General features: G+C 56.2%; 20 protein-coding genes and 1 other annotated feature. Of the genes, 14 read left to right on the forward strand and 6 right to left on the reverse strand.

Going from position 1 to position 17810, the window contains the following annotated elements; translation table 11 throughout:
- The first annotated feature begins 7 nt into the window (after positions 1 to 7).
- Both LDK53_RS12295 and cobO read left to right on the forward strand, forming a co-directional pair.
- Entirely contained in the window at positions 8 to 769 is a 762-nt protein-coding gene (locus tag LDK53_RS12295) for a YciK family oxidoreductase (protein WP_225287311.1), read from the forward strand.
- On the forward strand, positions 766 to 1356 hold the full coding sequence (cobO, locus tag LDK53_RS12300; RefSeq protein ID WP_059387019.1) for a cob(I)yrinic acid a,c-diamide adenosyltransferase: 591 nt from the start codon (positions 766 to 768) through the stop codon (positions 1354 to 1356). Before LDK53_RS12295 ends, cobO begins: the two co-directional genes overlap by 4 nt.
- A 34-nt stretch (positions 1357 to 1390) precedes the next feature.
- Here cobO and rluB read toward each other — a convergent pair whose 3' ends face one another.
- The 3 genes from rluB to rnm form a co-directional block, all read right to left on the reverse strand.
- Positions 1391 to 2266, reverse strand: coding sequence for a 23S rRNA pseudouridine(2605) synthase RluB (rluB, locus tag LDK53_RS12305; protein ID WP_225287312.1), 876 nt, complete (start codon positions 2264 to 2266; stop codon positions 1391 to 1393).
- Positions 2267 to 2362: 96 nt separating this feature from the next.
- A complete protein-coding gene (locus LDK53_RS12310) occupies positions 2363 to 2983 on the reverse strand; it encodes an L-threonylcarbamoyladenylate synthase (RefSeq protein WP_025756578.1) in 621 nt (206 codons plus the stop codon).
- Positions 2980 to 3873 carry an RNase RNM gene (rnm, locus tag LDK53_RS12315; protein ID WP_225287313.1) on the reverse strand — a complete coding sequence of 298 codons (894 nt, stop codon included), beginning with the start codon at positions 3871 to 3873 and terminating at the stop codon, positions 2980 to 2982. The genes LDK53_RS12310 and rnm overlap by 4 nt, the downstream gene beginning before the upstream one ends.
- 148 nt (positions 3874 to 4021) lie before the next feature.
- Positions 4022 to 4116: a sequence feature (Trp leader region), on the forward strand.
- Between the two features lie 23 nt (positions 4117 to 4139).
- Here rnm and LDK53_RS12320 point away from each other — a divergent pair.
- The 7 genes from LDK53_RS12320 (at position 4140) to yedF (ending at position 12295) form a co-directional block, all read left to right on the forward strand.
- The gene (locus LDK53_RS12320; protein WP_047958826.1) at positions 4140 to 5702 is read left to right on the forward strand and encodes an anthranilate synthase component 1; all 1563 of its coding nucleotides are present in this window, start codon (positions 4140 to 4142) and stop codon (positions 5700 to 5702) included.
- Positions 5702 to 7297 carry a bifunctional anthranilate synthase glutamate amidotransferase component TrpG/anthranilate phosphoribosyltransferase TrpD gene (gene trpD / locus LDK53_RS12325; RefSeq protein WP_008502806.1) on the forward strand — a complete coding sequence of 532 codons (1596 nt, stop codon included), beginning with the start codon at positions 5702 to 5704 and terminating at the stop codon, positions 7295 to 7297. The genes LDK53_RS12320 and trpD overlap by 1 nt, the downstream gene beginning before the upstream one ends.
- Before the next feature lie 3 nt (positions 7298 to 7300).
- The gene (gene trpCF / locus LDK53_RS12330) at positions 7301 to 8659 is read left to right on the forward strand and encodes a bifunctional indole-3-glycerol-phosphate synthase TrpC/phosphoribosylanthranilate isomerase TrpF (RefSeq protein WP_025756574.1); all 1359 of its coding nucleotides are present in this window, start codon (positions 7301 to 7303) and stop codon (positions 8657 to 8659) included.
- A 10-nt stretch (positions 8660 to 8669) separates the two neighbouring features.
- Positions 8670 to 9863: a tryptophan synthase subunit beta gene (gene trpB, locus LDK53_RS12335; protein ID WP_047958829.1), complete on the forward strand. Its 1194-nt coding sequence runs from the start codon at positions 8670 to 8672 to the stop codon at positions 9861 to 9863.
- Positions 9863 to 10672, forward strand: a complete 810-nt coding sequence (gene trpA / locus LDK53_RS12340) for a tryptophan synthase subunit alpha (RefSeq protein ID WP_225287314.1) — start codon at positions 9863 to 9865, stop codon at positions 10670 to 10672. Before trpB ends, trpA begins: the two co-directional genes overlap by 1 nt.
- A 181-nt stretch (positions 10673 to 10853) precedes the next feature.
- A complete protein-coding gene (gene yedE / locus LDK53_RS12345; RefSeq protein ID WP_225287315.1) occupies positions 10854 to 12065 on the forward strand; it encodes a selenium metabolism membrane protein YedE/FdhT in 1212 nt (403 codons plus the stop codon).
- Complete coding sequence (gene yedF / locus LDK53_RS12350) at positions 12062 to 12295, forward strand: sulfurtransferase-like selenium metabolism protein YedF (RefSeq protein ID WP_025756570.1); 234 nt, start codon at positions 12062 to 12064, stop codon at positions 12293 to 12295. Before yedE ends, yedF begins: the two co-directional genes overlap by 4 nt.
- Before the next feature lie 43 nt (positions 12296 to 12338).
- Here yedF and ompW read toward each other — a convergent pair whose 3' ends face one another.
- Positions 12339 to 12971: an outer membrane protein OmpW gene (ompW, locus tag LDK53_RS12355; protein WP_047958831.1), complete on the reverse strand. Its 633-nt coding sequence runs from the start codon at positions 12969 to 12971 to the stop codon at positions 12339 to 12341.
- A 282-nt stretch (positions 12972 to 13253) separates the two neighbouring features.
- Here ompW and LDK53_RS12360 point away from each other — a divergent pair, with 282 nt between their 5' ends.
- The 4 genes from LDK53_RS12360 (at position 13254) to yciA (ending at position 15523) form a co-directional block, all read left to right on the forward strand.
- Positions 13254 to 13658 (forward strand): YkgJ family cysteine cluster protein, encoded by a 405-nt coding sequence (locus tag LDK53_RS12360; protein WP_025756568.1) that lies wholly within the window; start codon positions 13254 to 13256, stop codon positions 13656 to 13658.
- A 25-nt stretch (positions 13659 to 13683) separates the two neighbouring features.
- The gene (locus tag LDK53_RS12365; protein WP_225287316.1) at positions 13684 to 14427 is read left to right on the forward strand and encodes a YciC family protein; all 744 of its coding nucleotides are present in this window, start codon (positions 13684 to 13686) and stop codon (positions 14425 to 14427) included.
- Positions 14428 to 14483: 56 nt separating this feature from the next.
- On the forward strand, positions 14484 to 15023 hold the full coding sequence (locus LDK53_RS12370) for a septation protein A (protein WP_025756566.1): 540 nt from the start codon (positions 14484 to 14486) through the stop codon (positions 15021 to 15023).
- A 104-nt stretch (positions 15024 to 15127) separates the two neighbouring features.
- Complete coding sequence (gene yciA, locus LDK53_RS12375) at positions 15128 to 15523, forward strand: acyl-CoA thioester hydrolase YciA (RefSeq protein WP_008502796.1); 396 nt, start codon at positions 15128 to 15130, stop codon at positions 15521 to 15523.
- A 38-nt stretch (positions 15524 to 15561) separates the two neighbouring features.
- Here the strand turns inward: yciA and tonB are convergent, their stop codons facing one another.
- On the reverse strand, positions 15562 to 16284 hold the full coding sequence (gene tonB / locus LDK53_RS12380) for a TonB system transport protein TonB (protein ID WP_225287322.1): 723 nt from the start codon (positions 16282 to 16284) through the stop codon (positions 15562 to 15564).
- 220 nt (positions 16285 to 16504) lie between these two features.
- Between tonB and LDK53_RS12385 the strand changes: the two genes are divergently transcribed.
- Positions 16505 to 16801 (forward strand): YciI family protein, encoded by a 297-nt coding sequence (locus LDK53_RS12385; RefSeq protein WP_025756564.1) that lies wholly within the window; start codon positions 16505 to 16507, stop codon positions 16799 to 16801.
- Positions 16802 to 16842: 41 nt separating this feature from the next.
- On the opposite strand, the gene LDK53_RS12390 is transcribed toward LDK53_RS12385, so the two are convergent.
- Entirely contained in the window at positions 16843 to 17796 is a 954-nt protein-coding gene (locus LDK53_RS12390) for a helix-turn-helix domain-containing GNAT family N-acetyltransferase (RefSeq protein ID WP_225287317.1), read from the reverse strand.
- Between the last annotated feature and the right edge of the window lie 14 nt (positions 17797 to 17810).

Raw genomic sequence — 17810 nt, forward strand, 5'->3', positions numbered from 1 at the left:
AGTCACCGTGCATTATCAACCGCAAAAAAATCTGCTGCAGAACCGCATCATCCTTGTCACCGGGGCCAGCGATGGGATTGGCCGTGAAGCGGCGCTGACCTACGCTGAGTATGGCGCGAGCGTCATCCTGATCGGTCGTAACGAAGAAAAACTGAAAGGGGTGGCGCAGGAGATTGAAGCCACAGGTGGCCTTCCTGCCCGCTGGTACACGCTGGATCTGCTCACCTGTACCCTCGCGACATGTCAGGAGCTTGCTCACCGCATCAGCACGCACTACCCGCGACTGGACGGCGTACTGCACAATGCCGGTTTGCTTGGAGAGGTTCGCCCGATGGATGAACAGGATCCCGCGATCTGGCAGGAGGTCATGCAGGTCAACGTCAACGGGACGTTTTTCCTGACCCAGGCACTGCTTCCTTTATTACTCAAATCGGATTCTGGCTCGCTGGTCTTCACCTCCTCCAGCGTTGGCCGGGAGGGGCGCGCGAATTGGGGCGCCTATGCCGTATCAAAATTCGCGACCGAAGGCATGATGCAGGTGCTGGCGGAGGAGTATCAGAGCCGTCATCTGCGCGTAAACTGCATTAATCCGGGTGGAACGCGCACCAAAATGCGCGCCAGCGCCTTCCCGAGTGAAGATCCGCAGAAGCTAAAAACTCCGGCCGATATCATGCCGCTTTATCTCTGGCTGATGGGTGACGACAGTCGCCGCAAAACCGGGATGACCTTTGACGCCCAGCCGGGCCGTAAGCCGGGAATTTCGCAATGAGTGAAGAACGTCATCAGCAACGCCAGCAGCGGCTGAAAGAACAGGTTGACGCTCGCATCGCGGCCGCGCAGGACGAGCGAGGGATCGTCATCGTTTTTACCGGCAACGGTAAAGGGAAAACCACCGCCGCGTTTGGTACCGCCACCCGTGCGGTCGGCCACGGGCAGAAAGTCGGCGTTATCCAGTTTATTAAAGGCGAGTGGCCCAACGGTGAGCGCAACTTGCTTGAGCCTCACGGCGTAGAGTTTCAGGTAATGGCGACCGGGTTTACCTGGAACACCCAGAACCGGGAAACCGATACCGCAGCCTGTCTCGCCGTCTGGGAGCACGCGAAAAGAATGCTGGCCGATCCCACACTGAACATGGTTCTGCTGGATGAGATCACCTACATGGTCGCCTACGATTATCTGCCGCTGGACGCCGTACTGACGGCCCTCAAGAACCGGCCTGTCCATCAGACGGTGATCATCACGGGGCGCGGCTGTCATCGGGATATTCTGGAGCTGGCCGATACCGTCAGCGAACTGCGTCCGGTAAAGCATGCCTTTGACGCAGGTATCAAAGCGCAAATCGGGATTGATTACTAAAAAAAGCCCGGTCACTGTGACCGGGCTTCTGTTTTTAACCGTTGTTATTGCGGCTGCCAGCGCGGCGATTATTGTTCACCTGGCTATGGCGTTTCACCGCACGACGGATCTGATTCGCCTTCATGCGACGACGATCTTTCTCCACCGCCACCTTCGAGGTGGTTTCTGGCGTCAGGCCGACCAGCTCACGAAGATAGTTCGTTTGCGTCAGATCCAGTTCGGTATACCCCCCACGAGGCAGGCCTTTTGGCAGCAAAATATCACCGTAGCGAACGCGGATCAGACGGCTAACCTGGACGCCGACCGCTTCCCAAAGACGACGCACCTCGCGGTTACGGCCTTCGGTCAGGGTTACGTTGTACCACTGGTTAATGCCTTCCCCACCGGTAAATTTGATGGTTTTGAACGCCGCAGGACCGTCTTCCAGTTGAACGCCACGCGACAGATCCCGCAGTTTATTTTCATCAACCTGGCCAAAGACACGCACGGCGTATTCACGTTCCACTTCACGGCTTGGGTGCATCAGACGGTTTGCCAGCTCACCGTCGGTGGTAAACAGCAGCAGACCGCAGGTGTTCACGTCCAGACGACCGACGGCAATCCAGCGAGCGCCACGCAGTTTTGGCAGACGGTCAAACACCGTCGGGCGACCTTCCGGGTCATTGCGGGTGCACAGCTCGCCTTCCGGCTTATAGTAAGCCAGCACGCGGCAGATCTGCTCAGCGGACTCTTTCACGGAGATAAGATGACCGTCGATACGGATCTTCAGCCCCGGTACGATTTCTACGCGGTCACCCAGCGTGGCGATTTTACCGTCCACACTCACGCGGCCCGCTTCAATAATGGCTTCGATTTCACGGCGTGAGCCGTGGCCGGCACGCGCCAGCACTTTCTGTAACTTCTCGCTCATTGAGCTTCCTCAGGTGTCGCCTTCACAGGCGTCGAATCAGGTCAAAAAAGGGCCGCGCCCTGCTTTGATGGCCGCGTAGTATATCTGCTTATACCATTACAAGAAAGGCTTTACATCGCCCACGCCTTCACGAATCACTTCCGGCGTGTCTTCGGTTAAGTCGACCACGGTGGTTGGCTGCTGTCCGAGATAGCCACCGTGAATAATCAGCTCAACGACCTTCTCCAGACGATCTTTAATCTCTTCCGGATCCGACTCCGTAAACTCACTTCCCGGCAGCATCAGTGAGGTCGAAAGCATCGGCTCGCCGAGGGTTTCCAGCAGCGCCTGCGCTATCGGGTTCGACGGCACGCGCATACCGATGGTTTTACGTTTTTCCTGCAACAGACGACGCGGCACTTCTTTGGTCCCTTTCAGGATGAAGGTGTAATTACCCGGCGTGTTGTTCTTGATCAGGCGAAACGCCACGTTATCGACATAAGCATAGGTCGACAACTCGGAGAGATCGCGGCACATCAGGGTAAAGTTATGGCCGTCCGGCAGCTGGCGAATGCGGCAAATACGCTCCATCGCCCCTTTATCTTCAATTTTGCAGCCCAGCGCATAGCCTGAATCGGTTGGGTAGACAATCACGCCGCCTTTGCGGACGATCTCCACGGCCTGATTAATCAGGCGCGGCTGCGGGTTATCCGGATGGATATAGAAAAACTGACTCATACTTCCCTCTCTTCAATTTGCTGCGGCTGTTCCCAGAGCTGCCAGACCGGCTCAACGCCTGCGGGCAACCAGAGCTTGCGCCCCAGTTCAATCCAGGCGCAGGGCTGGTGGAAATCAGACCCCTGCGACCCAAGCAGGCCGAACTGACGCGCATAGGTCGCGAGCTGCGCACGCTCATTGGGCGCCTGCTGACACTGGGCGACTTCCATCGCTTCCCCACCGCATTCGGCAAAGTGCGCCAGCAGCCTTTTCAGCCATTTAGCAGAAAGATTATACCGCCCCGGATGGGCCAGCACGGCCTTACCGCCAGAATGATGAATCACATCAATAGCTTGTTTTATTGTACACCACTGCGGCGGAACGTATCCGGTTTTCCCCCGTGCAAGATACTTTTTAAAGACATCCGCCATCGTCGTGGCCTTGCCTGCTTCAACCAGAAAACGGGCGAAATGGCCGCGCGTGACCGCCCCGCCGTTCGCCAGTTTCTGCGCGCCTTCCAGCGCGCCCGGAATATGCGCCTTTTCCAGCCGCTCGCCGATCATCTCAGCACGCTGATGACGGCGTGCTTTTTGTTCTTGCAAAAAGGCCCGAAGTGCCGGATGGTCTATATCGATGTTCAGGCCAACTATATGAATTTCGTGGTTTTCCCAGACCGTCGAGATCTCGACGCCAGGCACCAGATTCAGCGCCAGTCCGCTGCGGTCAATCTCGGCGCGCGCCGCCGGGATGGCATCTGTCGTATCGTGATCGGTTATCGCCAGCGTGCCGACACGCATTTCAACGGCACGATGAACCAGATCTTCGGGTGTCAGCAGGCCATCAGAGGCCTGAGTATGGCTGTGTAAATCATAAATAATCGCGTAGGTGGTATCGCTCAAAGCACTTCCCATAACAGGTTGGAGACATCCGAAACCACCATGATACCGACTTAAAACGAAATTCTGAAATCAAGGGTTGACAACACGCCATCGAACTAGTTAACTAGTACGCAAGTTCACACGAGAAAGGTATCTGAAAATGACAGCACATTGCACTCTGCACGGTTGGTGGCGTACTTCCTGATTATCGGGCAGTGTCACGCGTCTGCGAAATGCAAACAGATACCCAGCCCGCGACTAAGCGGGCTTTTTTTTGAACAGAAAATGAGAACACAATAATGCAAACAGCCAAACCACACCTCGAACTGCTGACCTGCGAGGCGGTCTATCGTCACAACCCTACCGCGCTGTTTCATCAGGTATGCGGTGCCCGTCCGGCAACACTGCTGCTGGAGTCGGCGGATATCGACAGCAAGGACGATCTGAAGAGCCTGCTGCTGGTCGACAGCGCGCTGCGTATTACGGCGTTAGATAGCACCGTGACCATCAAAGCGCTGTCTGAGAATGGTGCGTCATTGCTGCCATTGCTGGATGCCACTCTGCCTGCCGGCATTGAAAATGAACGTCATCCGGAAATGCGTATTTTGCACTTCCCGCCAGTCAGCCAACTGCTGGATGAAGACGCGCGCCTCTGCTCCCTGTCCGTCTTTGATGCTTTCCGCCTGCTGCAAAATCTGGTCACTGTACCGGAAGATGAACGCGAGGCGATGTTCTTCGGTGGACTGTTTGCTTACGACCTGGTCGCCGGTTTTGAAGATTTGCCAGAAACCGAACAGGGTAACCGCTGCCCGGATTACTGCTTCTATCTGGCTGAAACCTTGCTGGTGATCGACCATCAGAAAAAATATACCCGCATTCAGGCAAGCCTGTTCACGCCGTCTTCCTCAGAGAAGCAGCGTCTCGAACACCGCATCATGCAGCTGCAGCAGCAGATGACCGAAGCGCCGCCTGCGCTGCCGGTGCAGCGCGTGGAAAAAATGACCTGTGATGTTAACCAGACCGACGATCAGTACGGTGCCGTGGTTCGTCAGATGCAAAAAGCGATTCGCGCCGGGGAAATTTTCCAGGTGGTGCCTTCCCGTCGCTTCTCTCTGCCCTGCCCGTCGCCGCTGGCGGCCTACGATGTGCTGAAAAAGAGCAACCCAAGCCCGTACATGTTCTTTATGCAGGATAACGATTTCACCCTGTTTGGCGCGTCGCCGGAAAGCTCGCTGAAGTACGACGCCACCAGCCGCCAGATTGAAATCTACCCGATCGCCGGTACCCGTCCACGCGGACGTCGCGCAGACGGTTCACTGGATCGCGATCTCGACAGCCGCATCGAACTGGAAATGCGTACCGACCACAAAGAGCTCTCCGAGCATCTGATGCTGGTTGACCTGGCGCGTAACGACCTGGCCCGCATTTGCACCCCTGGCAGCCGTTACGTGGCGGACCTGACCAAAGTTGACCGTTACTCCTTCGTCATGCATCTGGTCTCCCGCGTGGTCGGTGAGTTACGCCATGACCTCGACGTGCTGCATGCCTATCGCGCCTGCATGAACATGGGCACCCTGAGCGGTGCGCCGAAAGTGCGCGCCATGCAGCTGATTGCCGCCGCCGAAGGACGTCGTCGCGGCAGCTATGGCGGCGCAGTGGGCTATTTCACCGCCCATGGCGATCTGGATACCTGCATCGTTATCCGCTCCGCTTACGTCGAAGACGGTATCGCCACCGTACAGGCGGGTGCCGGGATTGTTCTTGATTCTGTTCCGCAGTCTGAAGCTGACGAAACACGCAGTAAAGCGCGTGCGGTCCTTCGCGCCATTGCTACCGCACATCATGCACAGGAGATTTTCTGATGGCTGACATTCTGCTGCTCGATAACATCGACTCATTTACCTATAACCTGGCAGATCAGCTGCGTGCGAATGGACATAACGTTGTTATCTATCGTAACCACGTCCCGGCACAGACCCTGATTGACCGTCTGGCTACCATGCAAAACCCGGTGCTGATGCTCTCCCCGGGCCCTGGCGCACCGAGTGAAGCGGGCTGTATGCCGGAGCTGCTAACCCGCATGCGCGGCAAGCTGCCGATTATCGGCATCTGCCTCGGTCATCAGGCGATTGTGGAAGCCTATGGCGGCTACGTCGGTCAGGCGGGTGAAATCCTGCACGGTAAAGCGTCCAGCATCGAACATGACGGCCAGGCAATGTTTGCCGGGTTGCCGAACCCGCTCCCGGTGGCACGCTACCACTCGCTGGTCGGAAGCAACATTCCTGCCGGGCTGACCATTAACGCCTCGTTTGAAGGGATGGTGATGGCGGTGCGTCACGATGCCGACCGCGTCTGTGGTATGCAGTTCCATCCGGAATCGATCCTGACCTCACACGGTGCCCGTCTGCTGGAACAGACCCTGGACTGGGCGTTGCAAAAACTGGAGCAGACTAACACCCTGCAACCGATTCTGGAAAAACTGTACCAGGCACAAACCCTGAGCCAGCAGGAGAGCCACCAGCTTTTCTCTGCCGTGGTTCGCGGTGAGCTGAAGCCTGAACAGCTGGCGGCTGCGCTGGTGAGCATGAAAGTGCGTGGCGAAAGCCCGCAGGAGATTGCGGGCGCCGCCACGGCTCTGCTGGAGAATGCCGCCCCGTTCCCGCGCCCCGACTATCCGTTTGCGGATATCGTTGGTACCGGCGGTGATGGCAGTAACAGTATCAATATCTCTACCGCCAGCGCCTTTGTGGCGGCGGCGTGTGGTTTAAAAGTGGCGAAACACGGTAACCGCAGCGTTTCCAGCCGCTCCGGATCGTCGGATTTGCTCGCGGCATTCGGCATTAATCTCGATATGAACGCCGAACGTTCCCGTGAAGCGCTGGATGACCTGGGCGTTTGCTTCCTGTTTGCGCCGAAATACCACACCGGTTTCCGCCACGCGATGCCGGTTCGTCAGCAGCTCAAAACCCGCACGCTGTTTAACGTGCTCGGTCCACTGATCAACCCGGCGCACCCGCCACTGGCGCTGATTGGCGTCTACAGCCCGGAGCTGGTTCTGCCGATTGCTGAGACGCTGCGCGTGCTCGGTTATCAACGGGCTGCCGTAGTACACAGCGGCGGGATGGATGAAGTGTCGCTGCATGCCCCTACGCTGGTGGCCGAACTGCGTGACGGCGAAATCCTGAGCTACCAGCTGGAAGCTGCTGACTTTGGTTTAACCCCGTATCACCAGGAGGCGCTGGCAGGCGGTACGCCGGAAGAAAACCGTGACATTCTGACGCGCTTATTACAAGGTAAGGGAGAGGTCGCCCATGAGGCCGCCGTTGCTGCCAACGTCGCCATGCTGATGCGTTTGCACGGCGAGGAAGACCTGAAGGCCAACGTTCAAAAAGTTCTGGATGTACTGCGCTCCGGTGCAGCTTACGATCGCGTTACCGCACTTGCGGCAAGAGGGTAAAGAATGCAGACCGTTTTAGCGAAAATCGTTGCCGATAAGGCCATCTGGGTGGAAGCCCGCAAGCAACAGCAGCCGCTTGCCAGTTTTCAGAATGACGTCGTTCCGAGCAGCCGTCGTTTCTATGACGCCCTGCAGGGTGCGCGCACCGCATTTATTCTTGAGTGCAAAAAAGCGTCCCCGTCTAAAGGCGTTATCCGTGACGATTTCGACCCGGCACGTATTGCCGGTATTTATAAGCATCATGCGTCCGCTATCTCCGTGCTGACGGATGAGAAATATTTCCAGGGCAGCTTCGATTTTCTGCCGATCGTCAGCGGCATCGCGCCGCAGCCGATCCTGTGCAAAGACTTTATTATTGACCCGTATCAGATCTGGCTGGCGCGTTTCTATCAGGCGGATGCCTGCCTGCTGATGCTCTCGGTTCTGGATGACGAACAGTATCGCCAGCTTGCTGCCGTGGCCCACAGCCTGAACATGGGCGTGCTGACCGAAGTAAGCAACGAAGAGGAGCTGGAACGCGCCATCGCGCTCGGGGCCAAAGTGGTCGGGATTAACAACCGCGATCTGCGCGATCTGTCCATCGACCTAAACCGCACGCGCCAGCTGGCGCCGCGACTGGGTTCCGGCGTAACCGTTATCAGCGAGTCTGGCATTAACAGCTACGCTCAGGTGCGCGAGCTGAGCCACTTTGCCAACGGTTTTCTGATTGGCTCCGCCCTGATGGCGCATGACGATCTCAATGCGGCAGTGCGTCGGGTGCTGCTCGGTGAAAACAAAGTGTGCGGCTTAACCCGCGAGCAGGACGCCCAGGCCGCCTATGAAGCGGGCGCCATTTACGGCGGACTGATTTTTGTTGAGACCTCCCCGCGCGCGATAAGCGAAGAGCAGGCGCGTAAGGTGATAGCCGCGGCTCCACTCAGCTATGTCGGCGTCTTCCGTAATGCGGACATCGCCGACGTTGCGGCGAAAACCGACGCGTTATCGCTGAGCGCGGTACAGCTCCATGGTGATGAGGATCAGGCGTATATCAATGACCTGCGCGCCGCGCTGGCACCGCAGGTGCAAATCTGGAAAGCACAACGCGTCGATAAGACGTTACCCGCGCGAAACCTGAGCCATGTGGACAAATACGTCCTCGACAACGGCCAGGGCGGCACGGGCCAGCGATTTGACTGGTCACTGCTGAACGGTGAAAAGCTGGACAACGTCCTGCTGGCGGGGGGTTTAAGCCCGGATAACTGCGTGGAAGCTGCCAAAATGGGCTGCGCGGGCCTCGATTTCAATTCAGGCGTAGAGTCCCAGCCCGGCATAAAAGATGCCAGCAAACTGGCCTCCGTATTTAAAACTCTGCGTGCATATTAAGGAAGAGAAGATGACGACATTACTTAACCCGTATTTTGGTGAGTTTGGTGGGATGTACGTCCCGCAAATCCTGATGCCCGCACTGCGCCAGCTGGAAGAAGCCTTTGTCAGCGCGCAGAAAGATCCGGCGTTTCAGGCTGAATTTACCGATCTGCTGAAAAACTATGCAGGCCGTCCAACGGCACTGACCAAATGCCGCAATCTGACCGAAGGCACCAAAACCACGCTGTATCTCAAGCGTGAAGACCTGCTGCACGGCGGCGCCCATAAAACCAACCAGGTGCTGGGTCAGGCGCTGCTCGCGAAGCGGATGGGCAAAACCGAAATCATCGCAGAAACCGGCGCAGGCCAGCATGGCGTAGCCTCTGCGCTCGCCAGCGCCCTGCTCGGCCTGAAATGCCGCATCTACATGGGTGCGAAAGACGTTGAGCGTCAGTCGCCGAACGTTTTCCGTATGCGTTTGATGGGTGCTGAAGTGATCCCGGTGCACAGCGGCTCCGCCACGCTGAAAGATGCCTGTAACGAAGCGCTGCGCGACTGGTCTGGCAGTTATGAGACCGCACATTACATGCTGGGTACCGCTGCGGGTCCGCATCCGTTCCCGACGATTGTCCGCGAATTCCAGCGTATGATCGGCGAAGAGACCAAAGCGCAGATCCTCGAAAAAGAGGGCCGCCTGCCGGATGCCGTTATCGCCTGCGTGGGGGGCGGCTCTAATGCTATCGGCATGTTCGCTGATTTTATCGACGAAACGAACGTCGGCCTGATTGGCGTGGAGCCTGCTGGCCACGGCATCGAAACCGGCGAGCACGGAGCGCCGCTGAAGCATGGCCGCGTGGGCATCTACTTCGGCATGAAAGCGCCGATGATGCAGACCGATGAAGGCCAGATTGAAGAGTCGTACTCCATTTCTGCCGGTCTGGACTTCCCGTCCGTCGGGCCCCAGCATGCATTCCTGAACAGCACCGGTCGCGCGGATTACGTTTCCATTACCGATGACGAAGCCCTTGAAGCGTTCAAAACGCTGTGTCGCAGCGAAGGGATCATCCCGGCGCTGGAGTCTTCGCATGCCCTGGCGCACGCGCTGAAAATGATGAAAGAAAACCCGGAAAAAGAGCAACTGCTGGTGGTAAACCTTTCCGGTCGCGGTGACAAAGATATCTTCACCGTTCACGATATTCTGAAAGCACGAGGGGAAATCTGATGGAACGCTACGATAACGTATTTGCAGAGCTGAAATCCCGCCAGGAAGGCGCGTTCGTTCCCTTCGTCACCCTGGGCGATCCGGGCCCGGAGCAGTCGCTGAAGATTATCGACACCCTGATTGAAGCCGGTGCCGATGCGCTGGAGCTGGGGATCCCGTTCTCTGACCCACTGGCCGATGGCCCAACCATTCAGAACGCGACGCTGCGCGCCTTTGCCGCAGGCGTGACGCCAACCCAGTGCTTCGAGATGCTGGCCGCGATCCGCCAGAAGCACCCGAGCATTCCGATTGGTCTGCTGATGTACGCCAACCTGGTATTCAACCGCGGAATCGACGAATTTTATGCCGAGTGCGCGCGGGTGGGCGTCGACTCGGTACTGGTAGCCGACGTGCCGGTTGAAGAGTCCGCACCGTTCCGCCAGGCAGCGATGCGCCATAATGTGGCCCCGATCTTCATCTGCCCGCCAAATGCGGATGACGCACTGCTGCGCCAGATTGCCTCCTACGGACGCGGTTATACCTACCTGCTCTCCCGCGCGGGTGTGACCGGTGCGGAGAACAAAGCGGCGCTGCCTCTGCATCATCTGGTGGAAAAGCTAGCTGAATATCACGCCGCACCACCGCTGCAGGGCTTCGGCATTTCATCTCCGGATCAGGTCACCGCGGCGATTGACGCGAAGGCGGCAGGTGCCATTTCCGGCTCCGCGATTGTGAGGATCATCGAGAAGAACGTGGACAAGCCAGAGCAGATGCTGGCCGAGCTGAAAACGTTCGTCAGCGCCATGAAGGCCGCGACGCGTAAATCCTGACCCATCCACCGTCTGGCATCCCTGCCAGACGGTTACCCTTCCTTCCGCGCTATCTACAAAGGATTACATCAAAATTGATCCTGTCGATATTTTCGGTGTGAATGGCTTTTCAAACGGTCATGTAAGCGTATGATCTGGACTCTTTTTTATCTTTAATCCTTCTGAGTTCAGAGGCTTATTCATGTCATGGCAATCCTTCAAACAGACTTACCTGGTTAAGTTCTGGTCACCTGTTCCAGCCGTTATCGCCGCTGGCATTCTCTCTACTTATTATTTCGGCATCACCGGTACCTTCTGGGCCGTGACCGGCGAGTTTACCCGCTGGGGTGGGCAACTGCTGCAACTCGCTGGCGTGCATACCGAAGCGTGGGGTTACTTCAAACTCATCCATCTCGACGGCACGCCGCTAACCCGCATTGACGGGATGATGATCATCGGCATGTTCGGGGGCTGTTTTGCCGCCGCACTGTGGGCAAACAACGTAAAGCTCAGGCTGCCTAAAAGCCGGATTCGTATTTTGCAGGCAATTGTCGGCGGCATGATTGCCGGATTCGGCGCGCGCCTGGCAATGGGCTGCAACCTTGCCGCCTTCTTTACCGGGATCCCGCAATTTTCGCTCCATGCCTGGTTCTTTGCTGTTGCTACAGCGATCGGCTCTTACTTTGGCGCAAAATTTACCCTTCTTCCGCTGTTCCGTATTCCCGTCAAAATGGTCAAAGTGAGCGCCGCGTCGCCGCTTACGCAAAAGCCCTCGCAGGCGCGTCGCCGTTTCCGCCTCGGAATGCTGGTCTTTTTTGCGATGGTGGCATGGGCGCTCTGCACGGCCCTGAACCAGCCCAAACTCGGTCTGGCGATGCTGTTCGGTGTGGGTTTTGGTCTGCTGATTGAACGCGCGCAGATCTGCTTTACCTCCGCGTTTCGCGATATGTGGATCACCGGGCGCACGATGATGGCGAAAGCGATTATCGCCGGGATGGCGGTCAGCGCCATCGGCATCTTCAGCTATGTGCAGTTAGGCGTCGAACCCAAAATCATGTGGGCCGGCCCTAACGCGGTAATTGGCGGCCTGCTGTTTGGCTTCGGGATTGTGCTGGCTGGCGGGTGTGAAACCGGCTGGATGTATCGCGCCGTTGAAGGTCAGGTGCATTACTGGTGGGTGGGTCTGGGAAATGTTATCGGCTCGACGCTCCTGGCGTACTTCTGGGACGACCTGTCCCCGGCGCTCGCCACGAACTGGGACAAGGTCAACCTGCTGAACACCTTCGGGCCTCTCGGCGGCCTGCTGGTCACCTATGCCCTGCTGCTGGTCGCGTTTTTACTGGTTGTCGCGCAGGAGAAACGTTTCTTCCGCCGTGGGAGTGTCAAAACAGAAACGCAGGAGAACGCTGCATGAAACAGATTGTGCCTGATTACCGTCTTGATATGGTCGGTGAACCCTGCCCTTATCCGGCGGTTGCTACGCTTGAAGCGTTACCGCAGCTTAAGAAAGGCGAAATACTGGAGGTGGTCAGCGACTGCCCGCAGTCCATCAACAATATACCGCTGGATGCCAAAAACCATGGGTACACGGTGCTGGATATCCAGCAGGATGGCCCGACCATTCGCTATTTGATTCAAAAGTAAGAAAGGATATGCGCCCCGCCGGGGGCGCATTGAACAGAAGGGACTAGAAGCGATAACCCGCAGAGAACATAAATACCCACGGATCCAGACGCGTGCTGATGCTTTGCTGCTGACCGCCCGCTTTGAAGCGTACATCGGTATCGATATCCATATACCAGACGGAGGCGTTAATTAACCAGTCGCGGTTAATCAGATAATCCAGCCCGACCTGTCCCGCCATCCCCCACGAATCTTTCAGGCTAAGATCAGTCAGACCGGCGTCTTTTCCGGTATCGTTAAATTTCTCATCAAAGAACGTGGTGTAGTTCACACCCGCACCAATATACGGACGCACCTTGCTGCTGGCATCACCAAAGTACCACTGCGCCATCAGCGTTGGCGGCAGATGGTGCACCGTGGCGATATCACCGGTTGGCCCAAGGCCCACGCGATGACGGAAAGGCGTTGCGGCAAGAAGCTCAACACCAATGTTATCCGTCGCCATATAGGTGAAGGTTAACCCCAACTGGGTGTTATTACTGACGTTAAAACCGCCCATTCCCAGCACGTTATCCGAACCTTCGGTTGGGCGAACCGTGGCCGAACCGGCACGAATAAAGAATTCGCCTGCTTCATGCGCGTACGCGCCACCAGAGAGACTGCTTAATACAAGGGCTGCCACCGCTAATTTTTTCATATCCGCTCCATCGTTGTGGTTTTAATCGCGGATGAGAATATACTCACAAAAGAGTAATAAGTGATCTGCCCCAGATCACATTAAAACCAGTAACTTAACATTCATTGATCTGGATTAATTTTTTGTTACGCACTAAAAACCGATAAGTTGTTTCCATGTCAATTTTTGGCATTTCACGGTTACAAAATTTTCTCTTTTCCCCCTCTTGCTCTTCCTCTGGCGGCTGGATAATTTAGCGCTCTCACAAATTGATTTGATGCGTTCTTCTTTTGCAGGTGTGCCATGAGTGATATCAACCCGTGCATGACGTGCGGAGCCTGTTGTGCGTATTTTCGAGTCTCTTTCTACTGGGCCGAGGCCAGCGATGGCGGCGGTACCGTTCCGGTTCATCTCACTGAACCGTTAACCCCCTTTCTGCGCTGCATGAGCGGCACGAACCAAAAGCAGGCCCGCTGTGTGGCGTTGGAGGGTGAACCTGGGGTCTCGACCCGATGTACCATCTATGAAAATCGCCCCAGCCCGTGCCGCGAGTTTGCGATGTCGGGTGAAGAGGGTCAGGTTAACGAAGCCTGTAATCGCGCCAGGGCGCGCGTTGGATTACCGCCGCTTTACAAAGATATGCTTTTCCATACAAGCCTTGATGCTGCCACAGCAGGCGCATCCGGTGTACAATTGCCGGCTAATTAACACCTGCAATACTCAAGGAGAGTGCATGTCTATCACGGCGAAGTCTGTCTACCGTGACACGGGAAACTTTTTCCGCAATCAGTTCATAACCTTTTTACTGATCGCGTTGTTATGCGCCTTTATCACGGTGGTGCTGGGTCATGCGTTCTCACCGAGTGACGAACAGATTGCCAGCCTGAGCCAGGGCGACCATCTGGCGGGAAGCGTGGGGCTGTTTGAACTGGTGCAAAACATGACGCCGGAGCAGCAACAAATTCTGCTGCGCGCGTCTGCCGCATCCACGTTTTCCGGTCTGATTGGTAACGCCATTCTGGCGGGCGGCGTGTTGATGATGATTCAACTGGTGTCGGCGGGGCATCGGGTCAGTGCCCTACGGGCGATTGGTGCCAGCGCGCCAGTCTTACCTAAACTGTTTATCCTGATCTTTTTAACCACCCTGCTGGTGCAAATGGGGATTATGCTGGTCGTGGTGCCGGGTGTGTTACTGGCTATCGTGCTGGCCTTTGCGCCTGTGATGATTGTGCAGGATAAAATGGGTATTTTTACCGCGATGCGCAGCAGCATCCGTCTCGCATGGGCTAATATGCGTCTGGTGGCGCCTGCTGTGGTCGGCTGGCTGCTGGCCAAAACGCTCCTGTTACTGTTTGCACCCAATTTTGCGGTATTAACGCCAAATGTAGGTGCGGTGGTCGCGAATACGCTGAGCAATCTGATTTCAGCGGTACTGCTGGTCTACCTGTTCCGCCTGTATATGTTAATTCGCCAGTAACCCTGAGGCGGGGGGCATTCTGACCTCCCGCCCCGCTCAGAAAATGGAATCACAGAATGAAGCAGTTTCTTGATTTTTTACCGCTCGTGGTCTTTTTTGCTTTTTATAAGCTGTACGACATTTATGCCGCGACCACTGCGCTGATCGTTGCGACCGCTGTTGTCCTGATTTACAGCTGGGTTCGCTATCGTAAAGTCGAAAAAATGGCGCTGGTCACGTTTGTTCTGGTCGCCGTATTCGGCGGGCTTACGCTGTTCTTCCACAATGATGAATTTATTAAGTGGAAAGTGACCGTGATTTACGCGCTGTTTGCGGGTGCACTGTTAATAAGCCAGTGGGTAATGAAAAAGCCGCTGATCCAGCGCATGCTGGGCAAAGAGCTGACGCTGCCTCAGGAGGTCTGGTCGCGTCTGAATATTGCCTGGGCGGTGTTCTTTATTCTCTGCGGTCTCGCCAATATCTATATCGCTTTCTGGCTGCCGCAGAATATCTGGGTCAACTTTAAGGTCTTCGGCCTGACCGCGCTGACGCTTATCTTTACGCTGCTAAGCGGCGTATACATCTATCGCCATATGCCCCAGGACGACAAGCACTGATTAATGACTGACCAGAACGTCTGCAACAGGCGTTCTGGTCTATTCTCACCGCTGTGAAATCATAGTAGCATCCCGCCTGAAGTCTTCCGTTACGAGTTAAAACAATGACAACAACTAACGCCCCTCAGGGCGAACTGGTTTTACGCACACTGGCAATGCCCGCTGACACCAATGCCAATGGCGATATTTTTGGCGGCTGGCTGATGTCGCAGATGGATATGGGCGGCGCCATTCTGGCAAAAGAGATCGCCCACGGGCGTGTGGTAACCGTGAGAGTGGACGGCATGACCTTCCTGCGCCCGGTGGCGGTGGGTGATGTGGTGTGCTGCTACGCGCGCTGCGTTAAACGCGGCAATACCTCTATTTCCATTAACATCGAAGTCTGGGTGAAGAAAGTCTCTTCTGAGCCGATTGGACAGCGTTATAAAGCAACAGAAGCGCTGTTTATTTATGTGGCTGTCGATAGCGAAGGTAAACCTCGCCAGCTTCCGCAGGCCTGAACCACCGGCAAAAAAAAGCCTCCTTGCGGAGGCTTTTTTTATTCCATCTGTGCCCCGCCGTTCAGGCGGAAAACAATATTAATGACCAACCCGCTACCCGGTTTGCCTGGCTCATAACGCCATTTGCGCATTGCCGCTTTCACGTCGCGCTCAAACATATTCGAAGGCTGCGCTGACAGGATCTCCACGTTATCAACGCGCCCATCCGCCGTGACGTCAAATTTTACCCGCACGCGGCCTTCAATACGCAACATCCTGGCGCGAGGCGGATACTGCGGTTGACTGCGGCTCACGGCACGCGGGCCCGCTGGCGCGGCGACCGTTGGTTTGGTGGTCGTTGCCGTATTGTTCATCACCGGACGTGAAGGGGCTGCATTTTCTACCGGCTGGGTTGCGCGTGGTTCAACCGGACGCTCTTCGCGTTTCGGACGCTCCTCGACCTTCTTCACCGATTTGGGCTTCGGCTTAGGTTTCGGTTTTGGTTCAGGTTTGTGGATCACCACCGGCGCTTCCTTCGGTGGTTCCGGAACAGGCTCGGGTTCTGGCTCCGGTTCTGCAACCGGCTGTGGCGGCGGCGGTGCAACCTGCGGGGGTTCGAGATCCGCAGGCGATACCATCGTCACCGAGATCGGCTGCGCGGGCGCGGGCATTTCAATAACCTGATGAACCGAGGTATAGAGCAAACCCGCCACAACAGCACCGTGAATCACGACAGAAAGCAGCGTCGGCCAGGGAAAGCGGCGAGGTAAATCAAGGGTCATCGAAGTCATAGTCATCAACGTTAAAAAACCGAACCCTGATTTTAAATGCAAATAGCAATCATATTCAATAAGACACTTTGTCCTGGCGCAACTTTAGCGCAAGAGAGGCGAAAAAAGGCGCATTCAGATCAGGGCATTAACATTGTTTTTATTTTACATTGCAGTCGTTTGCCCTTTCACATAACGTAACTGACACTTTTACCGGTTAAGGAGCTTCGCCGTGTTTTACGTGATTTACTCTGAAGATGTTGCTGATTCACTCGATAAACGTCAGTCTGTACGCCCTGCTCATCTGGCACGTTTGCAGTTGCTCCAGGATGAGGGCCGCTTACTGACCGCGGGCCCTATGCCTGCGGTAGACAGCAACGACCCGGGCGCCGCCGGTTTTTCGGGTTCCACGGTCATTGCTGAGTTTGAATCCCAGGAAGCCGCTCAGGCCTGGGCTGATGCAGACCCGTACGTTGCCGCGGGTGTGTATGCGAAAGTGACGGTTCGCCCGTATAAGAAAGTGTTCTGAGACGAAATCGGCTCCGAAAGGAGCCTTTTTTATCATGGCGGCTACGCGTCCCGTCGTCGCGTAAACTGCTGCTCCGTTATGAGGCTGCCCCACTGGTCGCCTTCCCACTCTTTTACCAGCGTAAAACCAAACGATTCATACAGGCGCCGGGCGGTGGTCAGCTCATTGAACGTCCAGAGATGCACGGCTGAAAACCCGACGTCGTCGCAAAAACGCATCGCTTCGGTGAGTAATTTTTTTCCAGCGCCATGGCCCCGACAGCCGTCGTCGATAATAAACCAGCGCAGGTGGGCTTCGCCCTGTTCTAAATCCTCACCATCGATTGCCACCGACCCGACAATTCTGTCGTTCATCACCGCCAGCCAGACCTGGTTACAGGGTTTATCCAGCCGGCCACTAAACTCTGCCAGACCGGAGGCCACTTTAGCCTCAAAGAAGCGGCCGAAATGATGCTCGCGCGCGTAATAGCTTCCGTGCATCTCCGCGATGCGGCCAATCATGCCGGGAAGGTAGCCCTGCACGATCTTAAGCTCATCAGGGGGCATAGCAACGCCCTTCTCCCGACACGCCAGCAGCGCGTTGGCGTAAAGGGACAATCCACGGGAGATGGTTTCCTGCTGAGCGGGCTGCAGGGATTTTATCGCTGATACAACGCGCGCGTTGCTGAAGGTATTAATTTTATGGACCGTGTCGTGGCCTTTCGCCGTCAGCCTGAGGCATTTTGATCTGGCATCGTCAGCGGACACCACCTCTTCAAGTTCACCCGCGGCAATCAGGCGAGCCAGCATCCGGCTGACGCTGGATTTTTCCAGCCCCAGCAGCTGCACCAGTTGACCTGCGGTCATCTCTTTGCGCAAGGCGATTTCGACGAGCGTGTGAACGGCCGAGGGCGAATAAGGGGTAGAGGCCAGAGTGGAAGCCATAAAGCCCAACTCTCGCACCATCAGACGCGAGGAACGACGGATAACGCTGACTACGGGGGTTTCGCTGTGCATAGTATGCCCTCATC

It is taken from the genome of Enterobacter sp. K16B, assembly GCF_020216105.1.
GTDB lineage: Bacteria > Pseudomonadota > Gammaproteobacteria > Enterobacterales > Enterobacteriaceae > Enterobacter > Enterobacter sichuanensis.